26 protein-coding genes and 2 tRNA genes are annotated in these 25,871 nt (G+C 71.4%); 22 read left to right on the top strand and 6 right to left on the bottom strand.

Annotated features, from left to right (window positions below; all coding sequences use genetic code 11):
- Nucleotides 1–114 precede the first annotated feature (114 nt).
- Nucleotides 115–267 carry a hypothetical protein gene (locus E5083_RS31340; protein WP_167381394.1) on the top strand — a complete coding sequence of 51 codons (153 nt, stop codon included), beginning with the start codon at nucleotides 115–117 and terminating at the stop codon, nucleotides 265–267.
- 83 nt (nucleotides 268–350) lie between these two features.
- Here E5083_RS31340 and E5083_RS25825 read toward each other — a convergent pair whose 3' ends face one another.
- Both E5083_RS25825 and E5083_RS25820 read right to left on the bottom strand, forming a co-directional pair.
- On the bottom strand, nucleotides 351–911 hold the full coding sequence (locus E5083_RS25825) for a CGNR zinc finger domain-containing protein (protein ID WP_135788089.1): 561 nt from the start codon (nucleotides 909–911) through the stop codon (nucleotides 351–353).
- 288 nt (nucleotides 912–1,199) lie between these two features.
- Entirely contained in the window at nucleotides 1,200–1,613 is a 414-nt protein-coding gene (locus E5083_RS25820; RefSeq protein ID WP_010351314.1) for an SsgA family sporulation/cell division regulator, read from the bottom strand.
- Nucleotides 1,614–1,803: 190 nt separating this feature from the next.
- On the opposite strand from E5083_RS25820, the gene E5083_RS25815 reads away from it, so the two are divergent.
- From E5083_RS25815 to E5083_RS25805, 3 genes are all read left to right on the top strand, one after another.
- Nucleotides 1,804–2,256 (top strand): TIGR02611 family protein, encoded by a 453-nt coding sequence (locus E5083_RS25815; protein ID WP_135788088.1) that lies wholly within the window; start codon nucleotides 1,804–1,806, stop codon nucleotides 2,254–2,256.
- Between the two features lie 61 nt (nucleotides 2,257–2,317).
- Nucleotides 2,318–2,389 (top strand) — tRNA-Val (locus E5083_RS25810).
- Between the two features lie 293 nt (nucleotides 2,390–2,682).
- A tRNA-Val gene (locus tag E5083_RS25805) sits at nucleotides 2,683–2,754 on the top strand.
- Between the two features lie 76 nt (nucleotides 2,755–2,830).
- On the opposite strand, the gene E5083_RS25800 is transcribed toward E5083_RS25805, so the two are convergent.
- Nucleotides 2,831–3,556 (bottom strand): 3'-5' exonuclease, encoded by a 726-nt coding sequence (locus E5083_RS25800; protein ID WP_135788087.1) that lies wholly within the window; start codon nucleotides 3,554–3,556, stop codon nucleotides 2,831–2,833.
- Between the two features lie 169 nt (nucleotides 3,557–3,725).
- Here E5083_RS25800 and E5083_RS25795 point away from each other — a divergent pair, with 169 nt between their 5' ends.
- The 3 genes from E5083_RS25795 to thrS all read left to right on the top strand — a co-directional run bounded on the left by E5083_RS25795 (nucleotide 3,726) and on the right by thrS (nucleotide 7,595).
- A complete protein-coding gene (locus E5083_RS25795) occupies nucleotides 3,726–4,292 on the top strand; it encodes a DUF4365 domain-containing protein (RefSeq protein ID WP_086696323.1) in 567 nt (188 codons plus the stop codon).
- Nucleotides 4,289–5,524: a hypothetical protein gene (locus E5083_RS25790; RefSeq protein ID WP_135788086.1), complete on the top strand. Its 1,236-nt coding sequence runs from the start codon at nucleotides 4,289–4,291 to the stop codon at nucleotides 5,522–5,524. Before E5083_RS25795 ends, E5083_RS25790 begins: the two co-directional genes overlap by 4 nt.
- A gap of 94 nt (nucleotides 5,525–5,618) precedes the next feature.
- Nucleotides 5,619–7,595 (top strand): threonine--tRNA ligase, encoded by a 1,977-nt coding sequence (gene thrS / locus E5083_RS25785; RefSeq protein ID WP_135788085.1) that lies wholly within the window; start codon nucleotides 5,619–5,621, stop codon nucleotides 7,593–7,595.
- 31 nt (nucleotides 7,596–7,626) lie between these two features.
- On the opposite strand, the gene E5083_RS25780 is transcribed toward thrS, so the two are convergent.
- Nucleotides 7,627–8,286, bottom strand: a complete 660-nt coding sequence (locus E5083_RS25780) for a potassium channel family protein (protein ID WP_425276751.1) — start codon at nucleotides 8,284–8,286, stop codon at nucleotides 7,627–7,629.
- A 67-nt stretch (nucleotides 8,287–8,353) separates the two neighbouring features.
- Between E5083_RS25780 and E5083_RS25775 the strand changes: the two genes are divergently transcribed.
- Nucleotides 8,354–8,914 (top strand): HIT family protein, encoded by a 561-nt coding sequence (locus E5083_RS25775; protein WP_135788083.1) that lies wholly within the window; start codon nucleotides 8,354–8,356, stop codon nucleotides 8,912–8,914.
- Nucleotides 8,915–8,920: 6 nt separating this feature from the next.
- Here E5083_RS25775 and E5083_RS25770 read toward each other — a convergent pair whose 3' ends face one another.
- Both E5083_RS25770 and E5083_RS25765 read right to left on the bottom strand, forming a co-directional pair.
- Nucleotides 8,921–10,564 carry a hypothetical protein gene (locus tag E5083_RS25770; RefSeq protein WP_135788082.1) on the bottom strand — a complete coding sequence of 548 codons (1,644 nt, stop codon included), beginning with the start codon at nucleotides 10,562–10,564 and terminating at the stop codon, nucleotides 8,921–8,923.
- Between the two features lie 197 nt (nucleotides 10,565–10,761).
- Nucleotides 10,762–12,960 carry an elongation factor G-like protein EF-G2 gene (locus E5083_RS25765; RefSeq protein ID WP_135788081.1) on the bottom strand — a complete coding sequence of 733 codons (2,199 nt, stop codon included), beginning with the start codon at nucleotides 12,958–12,960 and terminating at the stop codon, nucleotides 10,762–10,764.
- 279 nt (nucleotides 12,961–13,239) lie between these two features.
- On the opposite strand from E5083_RS25765, the gene pgsA reads away from it, so the two are divergent.
- The 14 genes from pgsA (at nucleotide 13,240) to E5083_RS25695 (ending at nucleotide 25,727) form a co-directional block, all read left to right on the top strand.
- The gene (gene pgsA, locus E5083_RS25760) at nucleotides 13,240–13,908 is read left to right on the top strand and encodes a phosphatidylinositol phosphate synthase (protein WP_135788080.1); all 669 of its coding nucleotides are present in this window, start codon (nucleotides 13,240–13,242) and stop codon (nucleotides 13,906–13,908) included.
- On the top strand, nucleotides 13,905–14,813 hold the full coding sequence (locus E5083_RS25755) for a phosphatidylinositol mannoside acyltransferase (RefSeq protein WP_135788079.1): 909 nt from the start codon (nucleotides 13,905–13,907) through the stop codon (nucleotides 14,811–14,813). Before pgsA ends, E5083_RS25755 begins: the two co-directional genes overlap by 4 nt.
- Nucleotides 14,810–16,018 (top strand): glycosyltransferase family 4 protein, encoded by a 1,209-nt coding sequence (locus tag E5083_RS25750; protein ID WP_135788078.1) that lies wholly within the window; start codon nucleotides 14,810–14,812, stop codon nucleotides 16,016–16,018. Before E5083_RS25755 ends, E5083_RS25750 begins: the two co-directional genes overlap by 4 nt.
- On the top strand, nucleotides 16,015–16,557 hold the full coding sequence (locus E5083_RS25745; RefSeq protein ID WP_030810699.1) for a LemA family protein: 543 nt from the start codon (nucleotides 16,015–16,017) through the stop codon (nucleotides 16,555–16,557). Before E5083_RS25750 ends, E5083_RS25745 begins: the two co-directional genes overlap by 4 nt.
- 129 nt (nucleotides 16,558–16,686) lie before the next feature.
- On the top strand, nucleotides 16,687–17,592 hold the full coding sequence (gene pdxS, locus E5083_RS25740) for a pyridoxal 5'-phosphate synthase lyase subunit PdxS (protein WP_030810697.1): 906 nt from the start codon (nucleotides 16,687–16,689) through the stop codon (nucleotides 17,590–17,592).
- An 11-nt stretch (nucleotides 17,593–17,603) separates the two neighbouring features.
- The gene (gene pdxT, locus E5083_RS25735; protein WP_135788077.1) at nucleotides 17,604–18,209 is read left to right on the top strand and encodes a pyridoxal 5'-phosphate synthase glutaminase subunit PdxT; all 606 of its coding nucleotides are present in this window, start codon (nucleotides 17,604–17,606) and stop codon (nucleotides 18,207–18,209) included.
- Nucleotides 18,210–18,287: 78 nt separating this feature from the next.
- Entirely contained in the window at nucleotides 18,288–19,040 is a 753-nt protein-coding gene (locus E5083_RS25730) for a YebC/PmpR family DNA-binding transcriptional regulator (RefSeq protein ID WP_031180147.1), read from the top strand.
- 141 nt (nucleotides 19,041–19,181) lie between these two features.
- Complete coding sequence (gene ruvC, locus E5083_RS25725) at nucleotides 19,182–19,733, top strand: crossover junction endodeoxyribonuclease RuvC (RefSeq protein ID WP_135788298.1); 552 nt, start codon at nucleotides 19,182–19,184, stop codon at nucleotides 19,731–19,733.
- Nucleotides 19,730–20,335 carry a Holliday junction branch migration protein RuvA gene (gene ruvA, locus E5083_RS25720; RefSeq protein ID WP_135788076.1) on the top strand — a complete coding sequence of 202 codons (606 nt, stop codon included), beginning with the start codon at nucleotides 19,730–19,732 and terminating at the stop codon, nucleotides 20,333–20,335. Before ruvC ends, ruvA begins: the two co-directional genes overlap by 4 nt.
- A gap of 29 nt (nucleotides 20,336–20,364) precedes the next feature.
- The gene (ruvB, locus tag E5083_RS25715; RefSeq protein WP_086693877.1) at nucleotides 20,365–21,435 is read left to right on the top strand and encodes a Holliday junction branch migration DNA helicase RuvB; all 1,071 of its coding nucleotides are present in this window, start codon (nucleotides 20,365–20,367) and stop codon (nucleotides 21,433–21,435) included.
- A 163-nt stretch (nucleotides 21,436–21,598) separates the two neighbouring features.
- Complete coding sequence (gene yajC, locus E5083_RS25710) at nucleotides 21,599–22,141, top strand: preprotein translocase subunit YajC (protein ID WP_135788075.1); 543 nt, start codon at nucleotides 21,599–21,601, stop codon at nucleotides 22,139–22,141.
- Nucleotides 22,142–22,296: 155 nt separating this feature from the next.
- Complete coding sequence (gene secD, locus E5083_RS25705; RefSeq protein WP_208754155.1) at nucleotides 22,297–24,078, top strand: protein translocase subunit SecD; 1,782 nt, start codon at nucleotides 22,297–22,299, stop codon at nucleotides 24,076–24,078.
- Nucleotides 24,079–24,081: 3 nt separating this feature from the next.
- Complete coding sequence (gene secF / locus E5083_RS25700; RefSeq protein ID WP_135788073.1) at nucleotides 24,082–25,191, top strand: protein translocase subunit SecF; 1,110 nt, start codon at nucleotides 24,082–24,084, stop codon at nucleotides 25,189–25,191.
- Nucleotides 25,188–25,727: an adenine phosphoribosyltransferase gene (locus E5083_RS25695; RefSeq protein WP_135788072.1), complete on the top strand. Its 540-nt coding sequence runs from the start codon at nucleotides 25,188–25,190 to the stop codon at nucleotides 25,725–25,727. Before secF ends, E5083_RS25695 begins: the two co-directional genes overlap by 4 nt.
- Nucleotides 25,728–25,871 lie beyond the last annotated feature (144 nt).

Below are 25,871 nucleotides of genomic sequence, written 5' to 3'. Positions count from 1 at the left end.
ACCGTTCACCACGCGGAGCGACGCGAAAGCTACGGCACGAATTCGGCGCAGTCCCGCACTTTACGTGTGTGTTGATCGCGTACAGGGCCTGACCTGGGCCATCATCACCGCGAGATGGTCGACACGACACAGAGCGAGGCCGCGCCGCCGAAGGACGAGCCGCGCGGGTGCCTCTTCGCCCTTTCCCAGCCACCGCTGATGATCTTCCTGGCGGTGATCGGGTGTCTGATCCTCATGGCTGCGCTGCACGATCTGCTGTTGCTGTGAGCCGTACGCGCCCGTCCCGGCGTCACCCGCCGGGGCCGGCGTCGAAACCGCACCCCGCGCAACCCCGCGCACCCCGGCCCGCCTCAGCCGGCCGCCTCCTTGCGGCGCGCCCGGTAGGCGGCCACATGCAGCCGGTTCCCGCAGGTGCGGCTGTCGCAGTAGCGGCGCGAGCGGTTGCGGGAGAGGTCCACGAAGGCGCGGCGGCAGTCCGGTGCCTCGCAGCGCCGCAGCCGCTCCTCCTCGCCGGCCACCACGAAGAAGGCCAGCGCCATCCCGCAGTCGGCCGCGAGATGGTCGGCCAGCGAGGCGCCGGGGGCGAAGTAGTGCACATGCCAGTCGTAGCCGTCGTGGTCCGTCAGCCGCGGGGTGGTGCCCGCGGCCGCGACCAGCTCGTTGATCATCCCGGCCGCCGTACGGGCGTCCGGCGCGGCGAAGATGCCCGCGAACCGGCCGCGGATCTCCCGCACCGCCGCCAGGTCCGGCTCGGTCAGCGTGCCGATGTCGCTGACGGCGTGGCCGCGGGTGAACTCCGCCAGCGCCGCCACGTCCGGCAGTCCGTCCGCCGCCGTGTCGTCCTCCGGCGCGGTGTTCACCAGATCCACCACGGTGTCGAGCGCGCACCGGGTGTCGTGGGTGATCAGCACGTTTCGCTCCCTGGCCTGAGGGTCGGGCGGGCGCCCGCCGATGGGGGCAGATGGTAGCGACAACCGCGCCCGCCCCACCGTCCGCCGCCCGACGACGGCTCCTGCCCGTGCAACGCCCGCCCCGCCGCCGGGGTTCCCCGGAGACCCTGAGCACCGCGCACACGCACAGCGGCGCCGCCTCCGTGAACGCTCACGGTGACGACGCCGCTGGGTGCCCTATGCGGTTGTCTCGGCCCGCGCCGTCTCCCCGAGTGGACGGCGCCGGGCGGCTCGGTGGGGTGTCGTGGCCTAGTTCTCCGCCAGGATGTGCGACAGCTCCTGGTCGAGATCGAAGTGCCGGTGTTCCGTGCCGGGCGGCACGGCGGCGTCGGTTCGCTTCAGGAAGGACTCCAGGGCCCTCGCGGGGGCCTCCAGCAGCGCTTCGCCCTCCGGAGAGCTGAGGGCGATGCAGACGACGCCCTGACCATGGCTGCGCGATGGCCAGACGCGGACGTCGCCGGTGCCGGTGGGGCGGTGCAGCCCCTCGGCGAGGAGGTCGCGGGCGAACACCCACTCGACGGTCTCCTCGGCTCCGGTGTGGAAGGTGGCGTGCACGGCGTAGGGGTCGGCCGTGTCGTACCGCAGGCCTGCGGGGACAGGCAGGGAGGACTCGCTCGACACAACGAGGCGCAGGTGCAGCTCGCAGCTGACCGTGGTGTTCATAAGCGCCAGGGCCTTTCGCTCAGTGTGCGCTCGGGGATTCGCACGTCGGCGAAATCGACATGCCACCTACGGTGCCGTTGTAAACCCCTTCGAGGGTTTTGCGTGGCTTTAGGTACCTCTTCCGGCCGAGAAGTGATACGAGATCTGCCACCATTCCAGTGACTCATTCGCTCCGGTAGGGTTTGACCGTATGAATACGGGGAGTGACGAGCCGGGTGAGGTCGCCGTGGTGCCGGACAAGGCGGAGACGGGCGAGGGGCCGGCCGACGACGGGCTGGGCTCGCGGGCGCCGGAGTTCGTCAAGCAGCGCAGGGCCCTGCATCTGAGCTGGCAGGTCGGGGTCTTCGTGATCGGCCTCGCCGTGGTCGTGGCCGGCATCATCATGCTCCCGCTGCCCGGCCCCGGCTGGGTGGTGATCTTCGGCGGCATGGCGATCTGGGCGACCGAGTTCGTCTGGGCCCAGCTCGTGCTGCGCTGGACCAAGCGCAAGGTCACCGAGGCCGCGCAGAAGGCGCTGGACCCCAAGGTGCGGCGCCGCAACATCACCCTGACCGTGATCGGGCTGGTGATCATCGGGGTGCTGGCCGGGATCTACCTCTGGAAGTTCGGCGTCGTCGCGCCGTGGGAGATCAAGGACCAGTGAGCCGGGGCCGCAGGTGGTCACAGGCACCCGCTGACATGGGGTAATGTTCTTCCTGCGCCCAGGGCGATTAGCTCAGTGGGAGAGCGCTTCGTTCACACCGAAGAGGTCACTGGTTCGAACCCAGTATCGCCCACCCTGGACCGAAGGCCCGTCTGCGAACAGCAGGCGGGCCTTCGGCGTGTGCACGTAAAAGGGCGGCGGGAAATACGGACGATATGCGGACCATATCCCGACGGAAAGCGTCCGAATTTCCGGCAAGTGCGACAACATGTGAATTCATTCCCCCGCCAAGTCCCCTTTGTGCACGCTCTTCTGATTCCCGGTCACGTCCATCCGGCACCGCGCGCACGGCACTCGGGGTCCCTGGGGCTGCCGGCGGCGGTTTGGACTCACCCCGCCCGGACCTGTATGGTTCAGTGCGTTGCCGGGCGATTAGCTCAGTGGGAGAGCGCTTCGTTCACACCGAAGAGGTCACTGGTTCGAACCCAGTATCGCCCACCGGCACGAGGAGCCGGTCCGCACACCGCGGGCCGGCTCTTCCGCTGTCCGGGGCCGTGCACACCGGCCGCCCCGGCTACGCCGCCGCCGACAACTCCTGCCGCAGCGGCCACTCCGTACTCACCAGCTCCGGCGACCCGCTGCGCGCGAACCACGCCTGGAGACCCCGCGCCTGCGCCGCGTGCCAGCCCACCTGCAACGCGTGCAACTCCGCCGGGGACAGCCGCTCAAGCCGCGCCGCGAACCGGCGCCCCATCGCCCGCACCACGTCCAGCGCCGCCATCGCGTCCGCCGCCGCGTCGTGCGCGCCCCGCAGCTCCACCCCGTACTGCTCGCACAGATCGGCCAGCGTGCGGCGGCCCTTGCGGTAGCGGTCCAACTGCTTGTCCATGACCCTCGGGTCCAGCACCCTGAGCGGCGCCGACTCGAACCAACGGTCCAGTGACGACGCCCGGTGCCGGCGCAACTCCCGGTCCAGCAGCGTCAGATCGAAGGGGGCGTTCATCACCACCAGCGGCCGCCCCATCGCCGTGTGCTCCGCCAACTGCTGGGCTATCTCGTACACCACCGGCGCGGGCCAGCGGCCGTTGCGCTGGAGGTGCTCCTCCGTCAGCCCGTGCACCGCCGTCGCCCCCTCGGGCACCGGCACCCCCGGACTGACCAGCCAGCGGCTCACCCGCGGCCGCGTCCCCGGCGCGTCCTGGACGACGACGGCGGCCGACACGATCCGGTCGGCCTCGACGTCCACGCCCGTCGTCTCCGTGTCGAAGGCGGCCAGCGCCCCTTCGTACCAGCACGTCATCCCAACCCAACTCCTCGCCCGCACATGGCGGCTGACGTTCCGTCTTCTGCCCGTTTGGTGATACCCGGCCCGTTTGCGCCGTACGCCGGGAGGAGACAACAGGAGTACGGGTCTTTGCAGTTCAGCGGCCCGCAGTGGGGAAACCCCCGGTTCGGAAGGCTGTTGTCCCATGGCCATGGCGCAGCCCGAGCGGGGCGGGCTGCTGCCCGACCGCACGGGTCACCTTCGCGGCACGCTCGCCACCACCGCCTGCATGGAGACGTTGCAGGTCGGCTATCTGCACGCGGTCGCCGCCGCGGCCGGCTGCTCGCTGTCCCAGCCGTTCCCCGACAACGGCATCGACTGGCACGTCAGCCACAGCGCCCCCGGCCACACCGTGGACGACGAGGTCACCATCAAGGTGCAGCTCAAATGCACCTACCAGCTCGCCCCCAGGCCCCCCGGCCCGACCTTCTCCTTCACGCTGGACAACGACCACCTGCGCAAACTCGCCCGCACCCCCGTCTCGGTGCACAAGATCCTCGTCGTCATGATCGTCCCGCGCTCCCAGGACGACTGGCTGCGCGCCGGACACGACCGGCTCGACCTCAGGCACTGCTGCTACTGGGTCAACCTCGCCGGACACCCCGTCACCGGACGCACCCGCACCACCGTCCGCGTCCCCACCGCGCGCATCTTCGACGACCGCGCCCTCTGCGAGATCATGACGCGCGTCGGCACCGGAGGCAGGCCATGACAAGCCCCGACGAACCCCTGCGCATGCTCCGCCCCCACCCCGACGACTCCGCCTGGCACCGACCCCCCGACCCGGCCCGCGTCGACCCCGCCGACCTCACCGCCCTGCTCCGCCGCCACGGCTGGCAAAGACGCGGCGGAGTCCCCGGACGCTACGGACGCTGGACCCCGCCCATCCCCGCCGAAGGCCCCACCAGCCTCCTCGTCCCCGAGAGCCGCGCCTTCCCCGACGCCGACGACCTCCTCGGCGAGGCCCTGCACGCCCTCCACCGCAGCGCCGCTCCCTCCGCCCGCGAGATCCTCATCGCCCTCGCCGTCCCCAGCGACGAGATCCGCTGGCACCGCGACACCCCCGCCGGACCCGTCGACGGCGCCACCCCCTGGACCCTCGACGAACGCCTGCGCACCGCCGCCCGCCAGACCCTCCTCGCCGCCGCCCTCGCCACCCGCGCCCGCACCGGTTACCACGGCGCCCGGCACCGCGGCCCCGCCACCGCGCTCCTCGACGGGGTCCTCCTCGGCCCCGCCGCCGAAGGCCGCACCCTCACCGCCTTCGCCCCTGCCCCCACCGGCCGCCCCCTCACCGTCCGCCTGCACCACGCCCTGCACGCCACCCGCGAAGCCATCGACTACCAGCGCGCCACCGGAAACATGGACGCCTTCGACGGCGCCGTGGAAGCAGGCGTCAGCCGCGAACTCACCGAGGCCCTCACCGCACTCGTCCGGGGCACCGAGGGCGCCCGCGTCGCCATCGCCTGGGCCCCCGCAGCCGGCGTCCCCGACGGCTGCGCCGCCTCGGCCGGCCCCGTCGAGTTCTCACCCGGCGACCTCCCCGCCCTGCGCGCCGCCGGCGCCCGCTACCTGCGCGCCGAACCTTCCGTGAGCGTCAGCGTCACCGGCGTCGTCGTAAGACTGCGCCGCTCCGGACCGCGCGGCGCGGGCACCGTACGGCTGCGCGTCCTCGCGGGCGCCGAGGTCCCGCACCTGCGGCTCACCCTCGGCGAGGAGGACTACCGGATAGCGGGCCACGCCCACCTCGTCGGCCTCCCCGTCCGCGTGCGGGGCCGGCTGGAGCGCCGGGGCGGCTTCCGCAGGCTCACCGGCGCCACCGGGGTCGTCCCCGTACGGGTCGACGAGACCGAACGCGACCGGCTGATGAAGTCCCTCCAGGAGAACCTCGACTTCTTCGAGGAGGCATGCGGAGAGGCGTACGGGGACGGCGACGGAAAGTAACCGTTTCGCGGTCGGAGGGGGCGGGTCGGTACGATCCCTTGTGCGCGCGCTCCTGGTACGGCGCCGCACTCGAGCCTTCAGTCAGGAGAGACCGGTGTCAGACGTCCGTGTGATCATCCAACGCGATTCCGAGCGGGAAGAGCGCGTGGTGACGACGGGCACTACCGCCGCCGAGCTCTTCGCGGGCGAGCGCTCGGTCATCGCCGCGCGCGTGGCGGGCGAGCTGAAGGACCTCGCCCACGTGCTGTCCGACGGCGACGAGGTCGAGGGCGTCGAGATCTCCTCCGAGGACGGCCTCAACATCCTGCGCCACTCCACCGCGCACGTCATGGCCCAGGCCGTGCAGGAGCTGTTCCCCGAGGCCAAGCTGGGCATCGGCCCGCCGGTCAAGGACGGTTTCTACTACGACTTCGACGTGGAGAAGCCCTTCCATCCCGATGACCTCAAGGCCATCGAGAAGAAGATGCAGGAGATCCAGAAGCGGGGCCAGAAGTTCTCCCGCCGCGTGGTCTCCGACGAGGACGCCCGCGCCGAGCTGGCCGACGAGCCGTACAAGCTGGAGCTGATCGGCCTCAAGGGCTCGGCCTCCTCCGACGACGGCGCGGACGTCGAGGTGGGCGCCGGCGAGCTGACCATCTACGACAACCTGGACGCCAAGACCGGCGAGCTGTGCTGGAAGGACCTCTGCCGGGGTCCCCACCTGCCCTCCACCCGGAACATCCCGGCGTTCAAGCTGATGCGCAACGCGGCCGCCTACTGGCGCGGCAGCGAGAAGAACCCGATGCTCCAGCGCATCTACGGCACCGCCTGGCCGTCCAAGGACGAGCTGAAGGCGCACCTGGAGTTCCTCGCCGAGGCCGAGAAGCGTGACCACCGCAAGCTCGGCAACGAGCTGGACCTCTTCTCCATCCCGGAGCAGATCGGCTCCGGCCTCGCCGTCTTCCATCCCAAGGGCGGCATCATCCGCCGGGTCATGGAGGACTACTCGCGGCGCCGCCACGAGGAGGAGGGCTACGAGTTCGTCTACACCCCGCACGCGACGAAGGGGAAGCTCTTCGAGACCTCGGGCCACCTGGACTGGTACGCCGACGGCATGTACCCGCCCATGCAGCTCGACGAGGGCGTGGACTACTACCTCAAGCCCATGAACTGCCCGATGCACAACCTGATCTTCGACGCGCGCGGCCGCTCGTACCGTGAACTGCCGCTGCGCCTCTTCGAGTTCGGGACCGTGTACCGGTACGAGAAGTCGGGCGTCGTGCACGGCCTCACCCGGGCCCGCGGCTTCACCCAGGACGACGCGCACATCTACTGCACCCGTGAGCAGATGTCCGAGGAGCTGGACCGGACGCTCACCTTCGTCCTCGGTCTGCTGCGCGACTATGGTCTGACCGACTTCTACCTGGAGCTGTCCACCAAGGACCCGGAGAAGTTCGTCGGCTCCGACGAGGCGTGGGAGGAGGCGACCGAGACGCTGCGTCAGGTCGCCGAGAAGCAGGGGCTGCCGCTCGTGCCCGATCCCGGTGGCGCCGCGTTCTACGGCCCGAAGATCTCCGTCCAGGCCAAGGACGCGATCGGCCGTACCTGGCAGATGTCGACCATCCAGCTCGACTTCAACCTGCCCGAGCGGTTCGACCTGGAGTACACCGGCCCCGACGGCTCCAAGCAGCGCCCGGTGATGATCCACCGCGCCCTGTTCGGCTCCATCGAGCGGTTCTTCGCCGTACTGCTGGAGCACTACGCGGGTGCCTTCCCGGCGTGGCTCGCTCCGGTGCAGGCCGTGGGCATCCCGATCGGGGACGCGCACGTCGAGTACCTGGAGAAGTTCGCGGCCGAGGCCAAGCGGAAGGGGCTGCGGGTCGAGGTGGACTCCTCCTCGGACCGGATGCAGAAGAAGATCCGGAACGCCCAGCGGCAGAAGGTGCCGTTCATGATCATCGTCGGTGACGAGGACATGAACGCGGACACCGTCTCCTTCCGCTACCGCGACGGCTCGCAGGAGAACGGCATCCCGTTCGAGGACGCCATCGCCAAGATCGAGAAGGTCGTGGCGGAGCGGGTCCAGGTCTGACCCGAGCAGATCCGTACGAACCCCCGGGGCATCACCGTCGCCTCGGGGGTTCGTCGTCCTCCTCCCGCGCGAACACCTGCAGCAGCCACGACGAGAACGAGCCCGTCACCGCGCCCAGCAGGGCCAGGCCGCCCGCCATCATCGCCGCCGCGATGATCCGGCCGCCGGCGGTGACCGGGACGATGTCGCCGTAGCCGACGGTGGACAGGGTGGAGCAGGCCCACCACACGGCATCGCCGAAGGTCCGCATGTTCGACGCGGGCGCGTCCCGTTCCTGCTGATAGACCGCGAGCGCGCCGGTGAAGCCGAGAAGCAGGGCGGTGAGCCCCGAGTAGGCGATCACCCGCGCGTACAGCGGGAGCCGGGGCAGCCCGCGCCGGTGCTCCATGGACTCGTAGACCCGCACGATCCGCAGCGGCCGCAGCAGGGGCAGCACCACGACGAGCGCGTCGAGCCAGTGGGCGCGCACGAAGCGCGGGCCCTTACCGCTCAGCCTCCAGCGCATCGCGTAGTCCACGGCGAACAGCAGCCAGCAGGCCAGCAGCAGGGCGATCCACAGGTCGTGCCACACCGCGCCGGGGCGCGGCGCGAGCACCAGCGCCGCGTAGGAACCGAGGAACGTCAGGGACGCCACGGTGAGCGGCATCTCCATGCGGCGCTCCCAGTGGGTCTTGGTTCTGTCGTGGTCCACCGGCTCAGCTTGGCCGCCGGGAGCCTTCCCGCCGCCCCGGCGACACGCCGCGAACGGGCGAAGCCATATGCTGCCTTGCATGACGAGTGAGCCGGAGCAGCAGATCGGAGTGGGGACGCAGGACGCGTTCCAGCGCCTGTGGACGCCCCACCGGATGGCCTACATCCAGGGCGAGAACAAGCCGAGCGGTCCGGGCGCGGACGACGGCTGCCCGTTCTGCTCGATCCCGGCGAAATCCGACGAGGACGGTCTGATCGTGCGCCGGGGTGAGCATGTGTACGCGGTGCTCAACCTGTACCCGTACAACGGCGGTCATCTGATGACGGTGCCGTACCGGCATGTGGCGGACTACACCGATCTGACCGGTCCGGAGACGGCCGAGCTGGCGGAGCTGACGAAGCAGGCGATGACGGCGCTGCGTGCGGCGTCCGGGGCGCACGGGTTCAACATCGGGATGAACCAGGGCTCGGTGGCGGGCGCGGGCATCGCGGCCCACCTCCACCAGCACATCGTGCCGCGCTGGGGAGGCGACACGAACTTCATGCCGGTGGTGGGCCACACCAGGGTGTTGCCGCAGTTGCTCGGCGACACCCGCAAGATGCTCGCGGACGCCTGGCCGGAGAGCTGAGTACGCTCACGCGTCGTACAGGTCCGCCTTTCGCGGGGCCGGGTCCTGGACCAGGCCGCTGAGGAAGGCGGAGCGGGCGCCGAACTTCTCGGTGTCCACGCCGTTCTCCTTGAGCACCTTGATCGCGGCGGAGTGCACCACGCGGAGGACCGGGGTGGCGGCGCGCAGCGCGTCGTCGGCCATGAAGCGGTGGCGCCAGGGCTGGTCGGCCCAGGCGTGCCGCAGGCCGAAGGGCTCGGGGAGGCCGATGGAGCCACCGAGCCAGTTCAGGGTGGGCGTGAACCGGGTCAGCGGGGCGCGGACGGCGAGGCGTACGACCTCGTCGGTGGGGACCAGGGGCAGCTTGACGGTGCGGTTCTCCCACGGCTTGAGGGTTTTGGCGACCTCCTTGGTGGGGGCGGCCGGCTTGGCGTGGAAGAGCGGGTTGACCGGGCCGAGCGCGTGGCCGGTGACCTCGATGCGCAGGGTCTCGTGCAGGACGGTCACCGTGATCATCATGGTGAGGACGAGCTGGCCGTCCCACAGGGTCCACTGGACGCCCAGGTAGTGCCGGTCGCCGCTGCCGAACTGCTGCTTGTTGCAGATCTCCTGTATGGCGTGCGGCTTGACCTGGAACGCCTCGACGTCGGTGCCGTCGGGCCGGGAGACCGCGTCGGCCTTCTCGCCGATCGGGGTGACGATCCAGTGCCGTACGGACGGGCGGGGGAAGCCGCCGGTGTTGAGCGGGCCGCGCTCCAGCAGGCTGAGCTGGTCGTGGATGGCGCGTATGACGTCCCAGCTCCGGAAGGGGTGGATCTCGCGCGGGGGGTCGGCGGAGACGAGTTCCTCGGCGAGCTGCCAGGAGCCCCAGCGGGTGCCCATGCCGAGGATGCCCTTGGGTCCGGCGTAGAAGACGGAGTTGGAGCGCTGTTCGGCGCCGAGCCGGGCCAGGGACTGGCGGAGCTGTTCGGCGGCGGTCTCGCCGGGGCTGCGGGGTACGGCCTCGGGGACCTTGGCGCCGACGCTGCTGCCGGAGAGCAGTCCGGCCCAGCGTTCGCGCAGGTCGGCGGCGGTGCGCTCGCAGACGCGGCGGGCCCAGAACCAGCCGAGGACGGGGACGACGACGGCGGCGCGGGTGTACCAGCCCCAGAAGCCGCCGAAGGGCAGCTTGAGCAGGAAGAGCACGGCGAGGATGCCGACGCCGACGAGCAGCGCGGTGCCGAGCGCCCCGGCCCGGCCCTCGCGCTTGGCCAGGAACGAGCGGAGCAGGAAGACCAGGAGCCAGGCGATCAGGCCCGGCAGGAAGATCAGACCGCAGACGACCATCACCAGGGTCAGCTTGTTGTCGCGTTCGCGGCGGATGTTGTTGGCGGCCAGGCAGTGTTCGACGACGACCTGGGGGTCCGCGCCGAAGGACTGGATCAGGGGCTTGCGGCCGGGTGCGAGGAGGCGGTCCGCGACCGCGCGGGAGAAGGCTTCGCCCAGGTTCGGGCGGAACAGCGGGATGCGGCCGGCCTTGACGGTGGACGCGTGCCACTCGTTGTCGGCCTTCTTGATCTCGAGGATGGGGTTGTCCCGGTAGGCCGCCGAGGCCAGCGCGAGAGTCGCCGCCTGGCCCTCGTCCCCGGAGACGGGCACCTGAGGCCCGTCCCACTCCGTACCTGCCGACATTCCCGCCCCCATCGCCGCCGTGTCGCTCCTGCGGCCTTCCCGGCTTCCCCGCCGCGCACACCTGCCGAACCGGACATCGTTGCGATGTCCCGTGGCCACGGCGCCGGTTCGGCCGGTCCGGGACCCGTCGGCCAGCGTATCGGCAGCCGTGCCCCGCGCGTCGGCGGACGGCCGAAGCCGCCCGCCGGTGCCGGGAGTTACGGGTTCTCGCCGTCCTGTTCGCGCAGTTTCCCGGCGACTTGGGGCGGCATCGGTTCGTGGCGGGCGTAGGCGCGGCTGAAGGAGGCCGTGCCGTGGGAGAGGGAGCGCAGGTCGATGGCGTACCGGCCGATCTCGAACTCGGGTACCTCGGCGCGGATCAGGGTGCGTCCGGCGCCGGTCTGTTCGGTGCCCAGGACGCGGCCACGCCGGGTGGAGAGGTCGCTCATGACGGCGCCCACGTAGTCGTCGGGGACCAGGACGGCGACCTCGGCGACCGGCTCCAGCAGGTGGATGCGGGCCTCGGCGGCGGCTTCCCGCAGGGCGAGGGCGCCCGCGGTCTGGAAGGCGGCGTCGGAGGAGTCGACGGAGTGGGACTTGCCGTCGAGCAGGGTGACGCGCACGTCGACCAGGGGGTGGCCGGCGGCGACGCCCTTGGCGGCCTGGGCGCGGACGCCCTTCTCGACCGAGGGGATGAACTGGCGGGGTACGGCGCCGCCGACGACCTTGTCCACGAACTCGATGCCGGAGCCGCCGGGCAGCGGCTCGACCTCGATCTCGCAGATGGCGTACTGGCCGTGGCCGCCGGACTGCTTGACGTGCCGGCCGCGTCCGGCGGCCTTGCCGGCGAAGGTCTCGCGCAGCGGCACCTTGTGCGGGACGACGTCGACCTGGACGCCGTAGCGGCTGCGGAGCCGCTCCAGGGCGACGTCGGCGTGGGCCTCGCCGAGGCACCAGAGGACGACCTGATGGGTGTCCTGGTTCTGTTCGAGGCGCATGGTGGGGTCCTCGGCGACGAGCCGGGAGAGGCCGAGGGAGAGTTTGTCCTCGTCGGGCTTGCTGTGGGCCTGGATCGCGAGGGGGAGCAGCGGGTCGGGCATCCGCCAGGGCTCCATGAGCAGCGGGTCGTCCTTGGCGGAGAGGGTGTCGCCGGTCTCGGCGCGGCCGAGCTTGGCGACGCAGACGAGGTCGCCGGCGACCGCCTGCTGGACCGGGCGCTGCTGCTTGCCGAAGGCCATGGAGAGGGCGCCGACCTTCTCGTCCACGTCGTGGTCCTCATGGCCCCGGTCGGCGAGGCCGTGTCCGGAGACGTGCACGGTGTCATCGGGGCGCAGGGTGCCGGAGAAGACGCGGACCAGCGAGAGGCGGCCCACGTAGGGGTCGGAGGAGGTCTTGACGACCTCGGCGACCAGGGGGCCCTCGGTGTCGCAGGGGGTCAGCTCGCGGGGGGTGCCGCCGATGTCGGTGACGTCGGGCAGGGGGTGCTCGAAGGGGGTGGGGAACCCTCGGGTGATCAGTTCCAGGAGTTCCACGGTGCCGAGGCCCTGGCGGGCGCCCTCGGCGGCGGGTGCGGCGGCGAGGACGGGGTGGAAGGTGCCGCGGGCGACGGCGCGTTCGAGGTCCTCGATGAGCGTCTTGACGTCGACCTGCTCGCCGCCGAGGTAGCGGTCCATGAGGGTCTCGTCCTCGCTCTCGGCGATGATCCCCTCGATGAGCCGGTCGCGGGCGCCCTCCAGGGCGGGGAGCTGGTCCTCGCCGGGTTCGGACTCCTTGCGTTCGCCGGGGGAGTAGTCGAAGAGCTTGCGCGAGAGCAGGCCGACCAGGCCGGTCACCGGGGCGTGCCCGTCGGGTCCGGCGGGGCCGCGCAGGGGGAGGTAGAGGGGGAGGACGGCGTCGGGGTCGTCGGCGCCGAACGCCTCGGCGCACACCCGCGTCATCTCCTCGAAGTCGGCGCGGGCGGACTCCAGGTGCGTGACGACGATGGCGCGGGGCATGCCGACTGCCTGGCACTCCTCCCACACCATCCGGGTCGCGCCGTCCACGCCGTCGGCGGCGGAGACGACGAAGAGGGCCGCGTCCGCCGCGCGCAGACCGGCCCTCAGCTCCCCGACGAAGTCGGCGTATCCGGGGGTGTCGAGGAGGTTGATCTTGATGCCGTCCCATTCGACGGGGACCAGCGAGAGCTGTACGGAGCGGTGCTGGCGGTGCTCGATGTCGTCGTGGTCGGAGACGGTGCCGCCGTCCTCGACGCGGCCCGCCCGGTTCACCGCCCCCGCGGTGAGTGCGAGGGCCTCCACCAGGGTGGTCTTGCCCGATCCGGAGGGGCCGACCAGCACCACGTTCCGTACGGACGCGGGGTGGTCGGCCGTCACTGCTCTGCCGGCGGCTCCGGGGTGTGCGTGTGTCTTGTCGCCCATGGTTCTGCCTCCCGTGCACGGTGAGGTCATCGGGGACGCGAACGCGGCGGGGTCCCGCGTGGGTGCGGCGGCTCCGGCGGCGCCCGCGGTCCTTCGAGCTTTCCACTCCCGTCATGCCGCGTCCATACGACGGGCCCTCAAGGCCGTGCGGCGGCGTGGGGATGGTCACGGATCGTGCCGGGACGGAGGGTGCGCGCCCCCGTGCGCGGGCGCGCGTGGCTACGATGGGCCAGCCGACGGCCACCAGGGGCCACGGCGACACCGACCGTCGGGAAGGCCATGCTGAACAAGTACGCGCGTGCATTCTTCACGCGTGTCCTCACGCCGTTCGCCGCGTTTCTCATCCGGCGGGGGGTGAGCCCCGACACGGTGACGCTCATCGGCACCGCCGGTGTGGTCGCGGGTGCGCTGGTCTTCTACCCCCGGGGAGAGTTCTTCTGGGGCACGATCGTGATCACGCTCTTCGTCTTCTCCGACCTGGTCGACGGGAACATGGCCCGCCAGCTCGGCCGCTCCAGCCGCTGGGGCGCCTTCCTGGACTCCACCCTGGACCGGGTCGCGGACGGCGCGATCTTCGGCGGCTTCGCCCTCTGGTACGCGGGCAACGGCGACGACAACGTGCTGTGCGCGGTCTCCATCTTCTGTCTGGCCAGCGGCCAGGTGGTGTCGTACACCAAGGCGCGCGGCGAGGCGATCGGGCTGCCCGTGGCGGTCAACGGGCTGGTGGAGCGGGCCGAGCGGCTGGTGATCTCGCTGGTCGCGGCCGGATTCGCGGGGCTGCACAAGTTCGGGGTGCCGGGCATCCAGTACCTGCTGCCCGTCGCCCTGTGGATCGTCGCCGTCGGCAGTCTCGTCACCCTGGTCCAGCGGGTCGTCACCGTGCGCCGGGAGTCCGCCGAGGCGGAAGAGGCGGCCCGACTCGACACCGGGAGCGAGGCGGCCAAGTGAGCGCCGCCGAACGTCTCACCGACGGGTTGTACGGGCTCGGCTGGAGCACCGTCAAGAAGCTCCCCGAACCGGTCGCCGCCAAGCTGGGCCGTACCGTCGCGGACGCCGCCTGGAAGCGGCGCGGCAAGGGCGTCCAGCGGCTGGAGGCCAACTACGCGCGCGTGGTGCCGGACGCCTCCCCCAAGCGGCTCGCGGAGCTGTCCCGCGCGGGCATGCGGTCCTACCTGCGGTACTGGATGGAGTCCTTCCGGCTGCCCGCCTGGAGCCCGGAGCGGGTGCGCACCGGCTTCGACCCCAAGGGCGCCCACTATCTGACGGACGGCCTGGCGCAGGGCAAGGGCGTGATACTGGCGCTGCCGCACCTGGCCAACTGGGACCTGGCCGGCGCCTGGGTCACCACCACCCTCGGCATCCCCTTCACCACCGTCGCCGAGCGCCTGAAGCCGGAGACGCTGTACGACCGGTTCGTCGCCTACCGCGAGGGCCTGGGCATGGAGGTGCTGGCGCACAGCGGGGCCTCCGCGTTCGGCACCCTGGCCCGGCGGCTGCGCGACGGCGGCCTGGTCTGCCTGGTCGCGGACCGGGACCTGTCGGCCGCCGGTGTCGAGGTCGACTTCTTCGGCGAGCGCGCCCGGATGCCCGCCGGGCCCGCCCTGCTCGCCCAGCAGACCGGCGCCCAGTTGCTCCCGGTCACCCTCTGGTACGACGACTCGCCGGTGATGCAGGGCCGGGTCCACCCGCCGGTCGAGGTGCCCGAGGCGGGTACGCGGATCGAGAAGACGGCCGCGATGACCCAGGCGCTGGCCGACGCCTTCGCCTCCGGGATCGCCGAGCACCCGGAGGACTGGCACATGCTCCAGCGACTGTGGCTCGCCGACCTCGATCCGGCGAAGGGACCCGCGTGAGAATCGGGATCGTCTGCCCGTACTCCTGGGACGTGCCCGGTGGCGTCCAGTTCCACATCCGGGACCTCGCCGAGTACTTCATCCGGCTCGGCCACGAAGTCTCCGTGCTCGCCCCGGCCGACGACGACACCCCGCTGCCGTCCTACGTGGTCTCGGCGGGCCGCGCGGTGCCGGTGCCGTACAACGGGTCGGTGGCCCGGCTGAACTTCGGGTTCCTGTCGGCGGCGCGGGTGCGGCGGTGGCTGCACGACGGCGCGTTCGACGTGGTGCACATCCACGAGCCGACCTCGCCCTCGCTCGGCCTGCTCACCTGCTGGGCGGCGCAGGGGCCCATCGTGGCCACCTTCCACACCTCCAACCCGCGCTCCCGCGCCATGATCGCCGCCTACGCGATCCTCCAGGCCGCGCTGGAGAAGATCAGCGCCCGGATCGCGGTCAGCGAGTACGCCCGGCGCACCCTGGTCGAGCACCTGGGCGGGGACGCGGTGGTGATCCCCAACGGGGTCGACGTGGACTTCTTCGCCGACGCCGAGCCCAAGGCGGAGTGGCAGGGCGGCACGATCGGCTTCATAGGGCGCATCGACGAGCCCCGCAAGGGCCTGCCGGTGCTGATGCGCGCCCTGCCGAAGATCGTCGCCGCCCACCCTGAGGCGCGGCTGCTGGTCGCGGGCCGGGGTGACGAGGAGGCGGCCGTCGAGGAGCTGCCCGAGGAGCTGCGCTCCCGCGTGGAGTTCCTCGGCATGGTCAGCGACGCGGACAAGGCCCGCTTCCTGCGCAGCGTCGACCTGTACGTGGCGCCCAACACCGGCGGTGAGAGCTTCGGCATCATCCTGGTGGAGGCGATGTCGGCGGGCGCCCCCGTGCTCGCCTCCGACCTGGACGCCTTCGTGCAGGTCCTGGACCAGGGCAAGGCGGGCGAGGTCTTCGCCAACGAGGACGCCGACGCGCTCGCCGAGAAGGCCGTGGCCCTGCTCGCCGACCCCGAGCGCCGGGCGGAGCTGCGGGAGCGGGGCAGCGCCCATGTGCGCCGCTTCGACTGGTCCACGGTCGGCGCGGACATCCTCTCGGTGTACGAGACGGTCACCACCGGCACCGCGGCGGTCGCCACCGACGAGCGGCCCGGCCTGTGGTCGCGGTTCGGCCTGGCCCGCGAACGGGACGCGGAAGCGGGCACCCCGCACTCCACCGATAACCTTCGCGCGTGATCCCCACCCTCATCTGGATTCTCGTCGCGCTGCTGGCGATCGGCGTCTACCTGAGCTGGACCGCCGGCCGGCTGGACCGGCTGCACGTCCGCATGGACGCCGCCCGCGCCGCCCTGGACGCACAGTTGCTGCGCCGGGCGTCCGTCGCGCAGGAACTCGCCACCTCCGGCGTCCTGGACCCGGCCGCCTCCATCGTGCTCTACGAGGCCGCGCACGCCGCCCGGCAGGCCGAGGAGGAGCAGCGCGAGGTCGCCGAGAGCGAGCTGAGCCAGGCCCTGCGCGCCGTGTTCGAGGACGCCCGCCAGGTCGAGGGCGTACGGGCCGCCCCCGGTGGCGAGGACGCGGCGCACGAGCTGGCCGAGGCGGTGCGCCGGGTGCCGATGGCCCGCCGCTTCCACAACGACGCGGTCGGCGCCGCCCGCCGGCTGCGCGAGCACCGCAAGGTCCGCTGGTTCCGCCTCGCCGGGCACGCGCCGTTCCCGCTGGCCTTCGAGATGGACGACGAACCGCCCGCCGCGCTGGTCGAACGGGTCGCCTGAGCGGGGTCCGGCGGGGGCACGCCGGGACAAAATGATCCACCGGCTTCCCATTGGCCCTTGATGTGGCCTGGCCCGGTCGCGTTTCCTCGACGGTGCAGAAACCGTCTTTACCCATCAGTGAGGTCACGCGTGTCCATCATCGACAACCAGGGTCCCGAGACCGGCACCGCCCGTGTGAAGCGCGGCATGGCCGAGCAGCTCAAGGGCGGCGTCATCATGGACGTGGTCAACGCCGAGCAGGCGAAGATCGCGGAGGACGCGGGCGCCGTGGCCGTCATGGCCCTGGAGCGGGTCCCGGCCGACATCCGCAAGGACGGCGGCGTGGCCCGTATGTCCGACCCGGACATGATCGAGGGCATCATCGACGCCGTCTCGATCCCGGTCATGGCCAAGTCCCGCATCGGCCACTTCGTCGAGGCCCAGGTGCTCCAGTCCCTCGGCGTCGACTACATCGACGAGTCCGAGGTGCTCACCCCGGCCGACGAGGTCAACCACTCCGACAAGTGGGCGTTCACCACCCCCTTCGTCTGCGGTGCCACCAACCTGGGCGAGGCCCTGCGCCGCATCGCCGAGGGCGCGGCCATGATCCGCTCCAAGGGCGAGGCCGGCACCGGCAACGTCGTGGAGGCCGTGCGCCACCTGCGCCAGATCAAGGGCGAGATCGCCAAGCTGCGCGGCTGCGACCACAACGAGCTGTTCGCCGCCGCCAAGGAGCTGCGCGCCCCCTACGAGCTGGTCAAGGAGGTCGCCGAGCTGGGCAAGCTCCCGGTCGTGCTGTTCTCCGCCGGTGGCGTCGCCACCCCGGCCGACGCCGCCCTGATGCGCCAGCTCGGTGCCGAGGGCGTCTTCGTCGGCTCCGGCATCTTCAAGTCCGGCGACCCGGCCAAGCGCGCCGCCGCCATCGTGAAGGCCACCACCTTCTACGACGACCCGAAGATCGTCGCGGACGCCTCCCGCAACCTCGGCGAGGCCATGGTCGGCATCAACTGCGACACCCTCCCCGAGACCGAGCGCTACGCGAACCGCGGCTGGTAGGACCCCGTCACATGAACACCCCCGTCATCGGCGTCCTGGCCCTCCAGGGCGACGTACGGGAGCACCTCATCGCCCTGGCCGCGGCGGACGCCGTGGCCAGGCCGGTCAGGCGCCCCGAAGAACTCGCCGAGGTGGACGCCCTCGTGCTGCCCGGCGGCGAGTCCACCACCATCTCCAAGCTGGCCGTCCTCTTCGGCCTGATGGAGCCCCTGCGCGCCCGCGTGCGCGCCGGGCTGCCCGTCTACGGCACCTGCGCCGGGCTGATCCTGCTCGCCGACAAGATCCTCGACCCGCGCTCGGGCCAGGAGACCATCGGCGGCATCGACATGATCGTCCGCCGCAACGCCTTCGGCCGCCAGAACGAGTCCTTCGAGGCCGCGGTCGACGTCAAGGGTGTCGAGGGCGCCCCCGTGGAGGGCGTCTTCATCCGCGCCCCCTGGGTCGAGTCCGTGGGCGCGGCCGCCGAGGTGCTCGCCGAGCACGACGGCCACATCGTCGCCGTACGCCAGGGCAACGTGCTCGCCACCTCGTTCCACCCGGAACTGACCGGCGACCACCGGATGCACGCGCTCTTCACCGACATGGTCCGCGCGAACCGGACACCGGAGTCCTTGTAGGATCTGCGGCGGTACCCCTCAGGCTCTCCCAGCGCCGGGGGAGTCCTCAGGATCGGGTTACGCGAAGGAGACAGGCAGATGTCCGGCCACTCTAAATGGGCTACGACGAAGCACAAGAAGGCCGTGATCGACGCCAAGCGCGGCAAGCTCTTCGCGAAGCTCATCAAGAACATCGAGGTCGCGGCCCGCATGGGCGGCGTCGACATCGAGGGCAACCCGACGCTCTACGACGCCATCCAGAAGGCGAAGAAGCAGTCGGTCCCCAACAAGAACATCGACTCCGCGGTCAAGCGCGGCGGCGGCCTGGAGGCCGGCGGCGCCGACTACGAGACGATCATGTACGAGGGTTACGGCCCCAACGGTGTCGCGGTGCTCATCGAGTGCCTCACCGACAACCGCAACCGTGCCGCCTCCGACGTCCGCGTCGCCATGACCCGCAACGGCGGCAACATGGCCGACCCCGGCTCGGTGTCGTACCTGTTCAACCGCAAGGGCGTCATCATCGTCCCCAAGGGCGAGCTGACCGAGGACGACGTGCTCGGTGCCGTCCTGGACGCCGGTGCCGAGGAGGTCAACGACCTCGGTGAGTCCTTCGAGGTGCTCAGCGAGGCCACCGACCTGGTCGCGGTCCGCACCGCCCTCCAGGAGGCCGGTATCGACTACGACTCCGCCGACTCCAACTTCGTCCCGACCATGCAGGTCGAACTGGACGAGGACGGCGCCCGGAAGATCTTCAAGCTGATCGACGCCCTCGAGGACAGCGACGACGTCCAGAACGTCTTCGCCAACTTCGACGTGAGCGACGACGTCATGGAGAAGGTCGACGCGTAACGCTGCCGCGGGCTTGGCGGTGGGCACGGGCCGGTGGGACACATCCGCCGGCCCGTCGCCTTTGCCGGGCTCGGTTGCGGGACGTTGTCAGTGGCACCCGATAGCCTGCACAAACAAATGATCGAGCCCAGGGGGCGACAGGTGCGGGTGCTTGGGGTGGACCCCGGACTGACGCGGTGCGGGGTCGGGGTGGTCGAGGGGGTCGCGGGGCGGCCGCTGACCATGGTCGGCGTCGGTGTCGTCCGTACGCCCTCCGACGCCGAGCTGAGCCACCGGCTGCTCGCCGTCGAGCGGGGCCTCGAACAGTGGCTGGACGAGCACCAGCCCGAGTTCGTCGCCGTGGAGCGGGTCTTCAGCCAGCACAACGTCAGCACCGTCATGGGCACCGCCCAGGCCAGCGCCGTCGCCATGCTGTGCGCGGCCCGGCGCGGCATCCCGGTCGCCCTGCACACCCCCAGCGAGGTCAAGGCCGCCGTCACCGGCACCGGCCGCGCCGACAAGGCCCAGGTCGGCGCCATGGTCACCCGGCTGCTCCGGCTCAGCGCGCCCCCGAAGCCCGCCGACGCCGCCGACGCCCTCGCCCTCGCCATCTGCCACATCTGGCGCGCCCCCGCCCAGAACCGGCTCCAGCAGGCGGTCGCCGAGCACACGGCCCGTCGCACACCTCAGGCAACGAAAGGCCGAACGGCATGATCGCCTTCGTCAGCGGCACCGTCGCCGCCCTCGCCCCCGACTCGGCGGTCGTCGAGGTCGGCGGGGTCGGCATGGCCGTCCAGTGCACGCCCGACACCCTGGCGAAGCTCCGCGTCGGCCAGGCCGCCCGGCTGCACACCTCCCTCGTCGTCCGCGAGGACTCGCTCACCCTGTACGGCTTCGCCGACGACGACGAGCGCCAGGTCTTCGAACTGCTCCAGACCGCCAGCGGCGTCGGCCCCCGCCTCGCCCAGGCCATGCTCGCCACCCACCGCCCGGACACCCTGCGCCGCGCCGTCGCCACCGCCGACGAGAAAGCCCTCACCGCCGTGCCCGGCATCGGCAAGAAGGGCGCGCAGAAACTGCTGCTGGAGCTGAAGGACCGGCTCGGCGCCCCCCTCGGCGCCCCCGCCGTCGGCGCCCCGGTCAGCCAGGGCTGGCGCGACCAGTTGCACGCGGCCCTCATCGGCCTGGGCTACGCCACCCGCGAGGCCGACGAGGCCGTCACCGCCGTGACCCCCCAGGCCGAGGCGGCGGGCGGCACCCCCCAGGTCGGCCAGTTGCTCAAGGCCGCCCTCCAGACCCTGAACCGCGCCCGCTGACCCGCGCGCCACCGCTAGGAGCACCTGAAGTGAACTGGGACGACACGACGGACGGCGCCGCCGCGGAACGGCTGGTGGACACCGCCGCCGACCGGGAGGACCAGGCCGTCGAAGCCGCCCTGCGCCCCAAGGACCTCGGCGAGTTCATCGGCCAGGAGAAGGTGCGCGAACAGCTCGACCTCGTACTGCGGGCCGCCCGCGCGCGCGGCGCCACCGCCGACCACGTGCTGCTCTCCGGCGCCCCCGGCCTCGGCAAGACCACCCTGTCGATGATCATCGCCGCCGAGATGGGCGCCCCCATCCGTATCACCTCCGGCCCCGCCATCCAGCACGCCGGCGACCTCGCCGCGATCCTCTCCTCCCTCCAGGAGGGCGAGGTCCTCTTCCTGGACGAGATCCACCGCATGTCCCGGCCCGCCGAGGAGATGCTGTACATGGCGATGGAGGACTTCCGGGTCGACGTCATCGTCGGCAAGGGCCCCGGCGCCACCGCCATCCCGCTGGAACTTCCCCCGTTCACCCTGGTCGGCGCCACCACCCGCGCGGGCCTGCTGCCGCCCCCGCTGCGCGACCGCTTCGGCTTCACCGCGCACATGGAGTTCTACGAGCCGCGCGAACTCCAGCGGGTCGTGCACCGCTCGGCCGCCCTGCTGGACGTCGAGATCGACCCGTCCGGCGCCGCCGAGATCGCCGGCCGCTCGCGCGGCACGCCCCGGATCGCCAACCGGCTGCTGCGCCGGGTGCGGGACTACGCCCAGGTCAAGGCGGACGGCCTGATCACCGAGGACATCGCAGCCGCCGCCCTCGCCGTCTACGAGGTGGACGAGCGCGGCCTCGACCGGCTCGACCGGGGCGTGCTGGAGGCGCTGCTGAAACTGTTCGGCGGCGGCCCGGTCGGCCTGTCCACGCTGGCCGTCGCGGTGGGGGAGGAGCGGGAGACGGTGGAGGAGGTCGCCGAACCGTTCCTGGTGCGCGAGGGCCTGCTCGCCCGCACCCCGCGCGGGCGCGTGGCCACCCCGGCGGCCTGGGCGCACCTGGGCCTCACCCCGCCGCAGCGGCCGGCCACGGGAAACGGACAACAGGACCTGTTCGGGGCGTGAGACCGGCGCATTGGCCCCAGGAGGAACCCAGGTGCCATGCTGAGCGTTGTTCCATGCGCGCGGACTCGCTTAGACTCCGCCGATGCCGCCCTTGTGGGCGACGCCGACCAGCCCCCTCCAACAGGCCGCTCACCGCGCGGTCGCGCGAAGGAAATTCCGTCTCGTGAATGTCTATACCCTTCTCCCCTTCATCGTGCTCATCGCGGTCATGTTCCTGATGACGCGCTCGGCCAAGAAGAAGCAGCAGCAGGCCGCCAACATGCGGAACGAGATGCAGCCCGGTTCGGGCGTCCGCACGATCGGGGGGATGTACGCGACGGTCAAGGAGGTCACGGAGGACACCGTCCTCCTCGACGCCGGGCCGGGCGTCGAGCTGATCTTCGCCAAGAACGCGATCGGCGCCGTCCTCTCCGACGACGAGTACAACCGCATCATCCACGGCATCGAGCACGACCTTAAGTCGGACTCCGAGATCGTCCCGGACGACGCCTCCTCCCTCACCGCCGCCGACGCCGAGCACAAGGCCGTCGACTTCGGCAAGAAGGACGCCGCCGAGGAGACCCCGGTCGCCGAGGACAAGACGCTCGCCGACAAGGCCGAGACCGTCGAGCCCGCCGCCAAGGACGACACCGTCGTGAACAAGGCGGAGACGGCCGAGCCGGCCGAGGCGCCGAAGAAGACCGACGGCGACACCGACGCGAAGTAGTCACGTCCCCGGGGCGTCCCGGCGCCTCACACCGGGCGCGCGGTACGCCCCGGACGGCTCGGTTCCCGCACGTTTTCCCGCACGGAATCCCGACACCATGTCATGGCCACCGGCGCCCACGGCGCACCGGGCGGCCCGAGAGGGAGTACGAGAAGGTGGCAGCACCTAAGAAGGGCCGGGGCCCGAGTGCCCAGAGCAAGCCAGGGCGCTCGCTGGTCCTCATCCTGATCGCCATCGTGGCGATGACCGGCGGAATGTTCCTCGCCGGTCACACCACCCCGCGTCTCGGCATCGACCTTGCCGGCGGTACGAGCATCACGCTCAAGGCGAAGGCCGACCAGGGGTCGGCGATCAACAAGGCCAACATGGACACCGCGGTCGACATCATGAACCGCCGTGTCAACGGCCTTGGTGTCTCCGAGGCCGAGGTGCAGACCCAGGGCGACGACCACATCATCGTCAACATCCCCAAGGGCACCAACTCCAAGGAGGCCCAGCAGCAGGTCGGCACCACCGCCAAGCTGTACTTCCGCCCGGTCCTGGCCAGCGAGCCCAGCGGTGGCGCGACCCCCGCGCCGTCGCCGAGCACCTCCTCCGGCGCCAGTGGCTCCCCGAGCCCGGCCGCCAGCCCCTCCGGCGACCAGAAGGCGACCTCGCCCTCCGGCTCCCCCTCGCCGAACGCCTCGGCCACCTCGCAGGGCCGCGCCGTCAGCGACGCGCTGAAGGCCGACGCCACCCCGTCGCCCACCGGCTCCGCGAGCGCCAAGTCCTCCGGCGCCCCGGCGAGCCCCTCGCCGACGCCGAGCACCGACGCGGCCACCGCGAAGCTCCAGGCCCAGTACGCGGCCCTGGACTGCACCAAGCCCGCCGAGCGCGCCAAGGTCGGCCAGGCCGCCAAGCCCGGTGACCCCACCGTGGCCTGCGGTGAGATCAACAAGGTCTGGTACAAGTACGTGCTCGGCCCCGCCGCCGTGGACGGCACCGAGGTGAAGAAGGCCCAGGCCATCTTCGACACCCAGGGCGCCTCCGGCTGGCAGGTGCAGATGACCTTCACCTCCTCCGGCGCCAAGAAGTTCGCCGACATCACCGGCGAGCTGGCCAAGAACCAGCAGCCGCAGAACGAGTTCGGCATCGTCCTCGACGGCGACGTGGTCTCCAGCCCGTACGTGCAGCAGGCCATCACCGGCGGCCAGGCCGAGATCTCCGGCCGGTTCACGCAGGAGGAGGCCCAGAGCCTCTCCAACATGCTGTCCTACGGCGCGCTCCCGCTGTCCTTCCAGGAGGAGACCGTCACCACGGTCACCGCCGCCCTCGGCGGCGAGCAGCTCAAGGCCGGCCTCCTCGCGGGCGCCATCGGCCTCGTGCTGGTCGTGATCTACCTGGTGGCCTACTACCGCGGTCTGTCGCTGGTGGCCATGGCCTCCCTGCTGGTCTCCGCGATCCTCACCTACGTGATCATGTCGCTGCTCGGCCCGGCCATCGGCTTCGCGCTGAACCTGCCCGCCGTCTGCGGTGCCATCGTCGCCATCGGTATCACCGCGGACTCGTTCATCGTGTACTTCGAACGCATCCGGGACGAGATCCGCGAGGGCCGCACCCTGCGCCCCGCCGTCGAGCGGGCCTGGCCGCGCGCCCGGCGCACCATCCTGGTCTCCGACTTCGTGTCGTTCCTCGCCGCCGCCGTGCTGTTCATCGTCACCGTCGGCAAGGTCCAGGGCTTCGCGTTCACCCTCGGTCTGACCACCGTCCTCGACGTCGTGGTGGTCTTCTTCTTCACCAAGCCGCTGATGACGCTGCTGGCCCGCCGCAGGTTCTTCGCCGACGGCCACAAGTGGTCCGGCCTCGACCCGCGGAGCCTGGGCGCCAACCCGCCGCTGCGCCGCACCCGCCGTCCCTCCGGTCCCACCACGGGCCCCGTCGACCCCAAGGGGGCGTGAGCGATGTCGAAACTCGGTAACCTCGGCGCGCGGCTGCACCGCGGCGAAGTCAGCTACGACTTCATCGGCAAGCGCAAGATCTGGTACGGCGTCTCCATCCTGATCACCATCACGGCCATCCTCGGCCTGGCGGTGCGCGGCCTGAACATGGGCATCGACTTCCAGGGCGGCGCCGTCTTCACCACCCCGACCAAGATGAGCGCCTCGGTCGCCCAGGTCGAGGAGTACGCCCACGACGCCTCCGGCCACGAGGCCGTCGTGCAGAAGCTCGGCAACGGCAGCCTGCGCATTCAGATCGCCGGCCTCGACACCGCCAAGTCCGACCAGGTCAAGCAGACCCTGGCGAAGGACCTGAAGCTCGACCCCGAGCGGCTCAACGCCGACCTGGTCGGCCCGAGCTGGGGCGAGCAGATCGCCAACAAGGCGTGGCAGGGCCTGGCGATCTTCATGGTGCTCGTGGTGATCTACCTGGCGATCGCCTTCGAGTGGCGCATGGCCATCGCGGCCCTCGTCGCGCTGATCCACGACATCACCATCACCGTCGGCATCTACGCCCTCGTCGGCTTCGAGGTCACGCCCGGCACGGTCATCGGTCTGCTGACCATCCTCGGTTACTCGCTCTACGACACGGTCGTCGTCTTCGACAGCCTCAAGGAGCAGACCAAGGGCATCACCAAGCAGACCCGCTTCACCTACAGCGACATCGCCAACCACTCGATCAACAGCACCCTGGTGCGCTCCATCAACACCACGGTGGTCGCGCTCCTCCCGGTGGCGGGCCTGCTGTTCATCGGCGGCGGTTTCCTCGGAGCGGGCACCCTCAACGACATCTCCCTGTCGCTGTTCGTCGGCCTCGCGGCCGGCGCGTACTCCTCGATCTTCATCGCCACGCCGCTCGTCGCCGACCTCAAGGAGCGCGAGCCGGCGATGAAGGCCCTCCGGAAGCGGGTCATGGCCAAGCGTGCCCAGGCCGCCGCCGGAGAGGCCCAGGGGGAGTCCCGGTCCGCCACCGGAGAACCGTCCGACGGCGCGGCGCCCGCTGTGGTGGGCCCGCGCGACCAGTCCGCGCCCCGCAACCGGGGCCGCGGCCGACCCTCTGGAAAGCGCCGATGACCTCCATCCAGGAGCTGCTGCTCAGCCGTATCCGCGACGTGGCCGACTACCCGGAGCCGGGCGTGATGTTCAAGGACATCACCCCGCTCCTGGCCGACCCCGCCGCGTTCACGGCCCTCACCGACACGCTGGCCGAGCTGGCCACGGCCACCGGCGCCACCAAGATCGTCGGTCTGGAGGCGCGGGGCTTCATCCTGGGCGCGCCGGTCGCCGTCCGCGCGGGCCTCGGCTTCATCCCCGTCCGCAAGGCCGGCAAGCTCCCCGGAGCGACGCTGCGCCAGGCGTACGACCTGGAGTACGGCTCCGCCGAGATCGAGGTGCACGCCGAGGACCTGTCCGACGGTGACCGTGTGTTCATCGTGGACGACGTGCTCGCCACCGGCGGCACCGCCGAGGCCGCGATCAAGCTGATCGAGCGCGCCGGCGCACGCGTCTCCGGCGTCGCCGTCCTCATGGAGCTGGGCTTCCTCCAGGGCCGCGCCCGTCTGGAGTCCGCCCTGCACGGCGCGCCCCTGGAGGCGCTGCTCCAGGTCTGAACCGGACCGAGCGGACCTTGAGCGGCCGCGAGCGCACCGGGCCTCCCCGGCCCGCGCTCGCGGCCGCTCCGCGTCCCGCGAGACCGGCCCCCCGGAATCCACCACCCGTCCCACGTGTTCCACTGGGTGTTCCACTGGTGGGCC

Source organism: Streptomyces bauhiniae (genome assembly GCF_004784475.1).
In the GTDB taxonomy this organism is placed as follows: Bacteria; Actinomycetota; Actinomycetes; order Streptomycetales; family Streptomycetaceae; genus Streptomyces; species Streptomyces seoulensis.
Note: the sequence above shows the minus strand (reverse complement) of the source record. Positions and strands in the feature narration are given on the sequence as shown.

What these genes read in the sequence shown, in the direction of transcription:
- E5083_RS31340 (WP_167381394.1), top strand. Translation starts at nt 115, where the DNA reads ATGGTCGACACGACACAGAGCGAGGCCGCGCCGCCGAAGGACGAGCCG.
- E5083_RS25820 (WP_010351314.1), bottom strand. Translation starts at nt 1,613, where the DNA reads ATGAACACCACGGTCAGCTGCGAGCTGCACCTGCGCCTCGTTGTGTCG.
- E5083_RS25815 (WP_135788088.1), top strand. Translation starts at nt 1,804, where the DNA reads ATGAATACGGGGAGTGACGAGCCGGGTGAGGTCGCCGTGGTGCCGGAC.
- E5083_RS25800 (WP_135788087.1), bottom strand. Translation starts at nt 3,556, where the DNA reads ATGACGTGCTGGTACGAAGGGGCGCTGGCCGCCTTCGACACGGAGACG.
- E5083_RS25795 (WP_086696323.1), top strand. Translation starts at nt 3,726, where the DNA reads ATGGCCATGGCGCAGCCCGAGCGGGGCGGGCTGCTGCCCGACCGCACG.
- E5083_RS25790 (WP_135788086.1), top strand. Translation starts at nt 4,289, where the DNA reads ATGACAAGCCCCGACGAACCCCTGCGCATGCTCCGCCCCCACCCCGAC.
- E5083_RS25775 (WP_135788083.1), top strand. Translation starts at nt 8,354, where the DNA reads ATGCTGCCTTGCATGACGAGTGAGCCGGAGCAGCAGATCGGAGTGGGG.
- E5083_RS25770 (WP_135788082.1), bottom strand. Translation starts at nt 10,564, where the DNA reads ATGTCGGCAGGTACGGAGTGGGACGGGCCTCAGGTGCCCGTCTCCGGG.
- E5083_RS25765 (WP_135788081.1), bottom strand. Translation starts at nt 12,960, where the DNA reads ATGGGCGACAAGACACACGCACACCCCGGAGCCGCCGGCAGAGCAGTG.
- pgsA (WP_135788080.1), top strand. Translation starts at nt 13,240, where the DNA reads ATGCTGAACAAGTACGCGCGTGCATTCTTCACGCGTGTCCTCACGCCG.
- pdxT (WP_135788077.1), top strand. Translation starts at nt 17,604, where the DNA reads ATGAACACCCCCGTCATCGGCGTCCTGGCCCTCCAGGGCGACGTACGG.
- E5083_RS25730 (WP_031180147.1), top strand. Translation starts at nt 18,288, where the DNA reads ATGTCCGGCCACTCTAAATGGGCTACGACGAAGCACAAGAAGGCCGTG.
- ruvA (WP_135788076.1), top strand. Translation starts at nt 19,730, where the DNA reads ATGATCGCCTTCGTCAGCGGCACCGTCGCCGCCCTCGCCCCCGACTCG.
- secF (WP_135788073.1), top strand. Translation starts at nt 24,082, where the DNA reads ATGTCGAAACTCGGTAACCTCGGCGCGCGGCTGCACCGCGGCGAAGTC.
- E5083_RS25695 (WP_135788072.1), top strand. Translation starts at nt 25,188, where the DNA reads ATGACCTCCATCCAGGAGCTGCTGCTCAGCCGTATCCGCGACGTGGCC.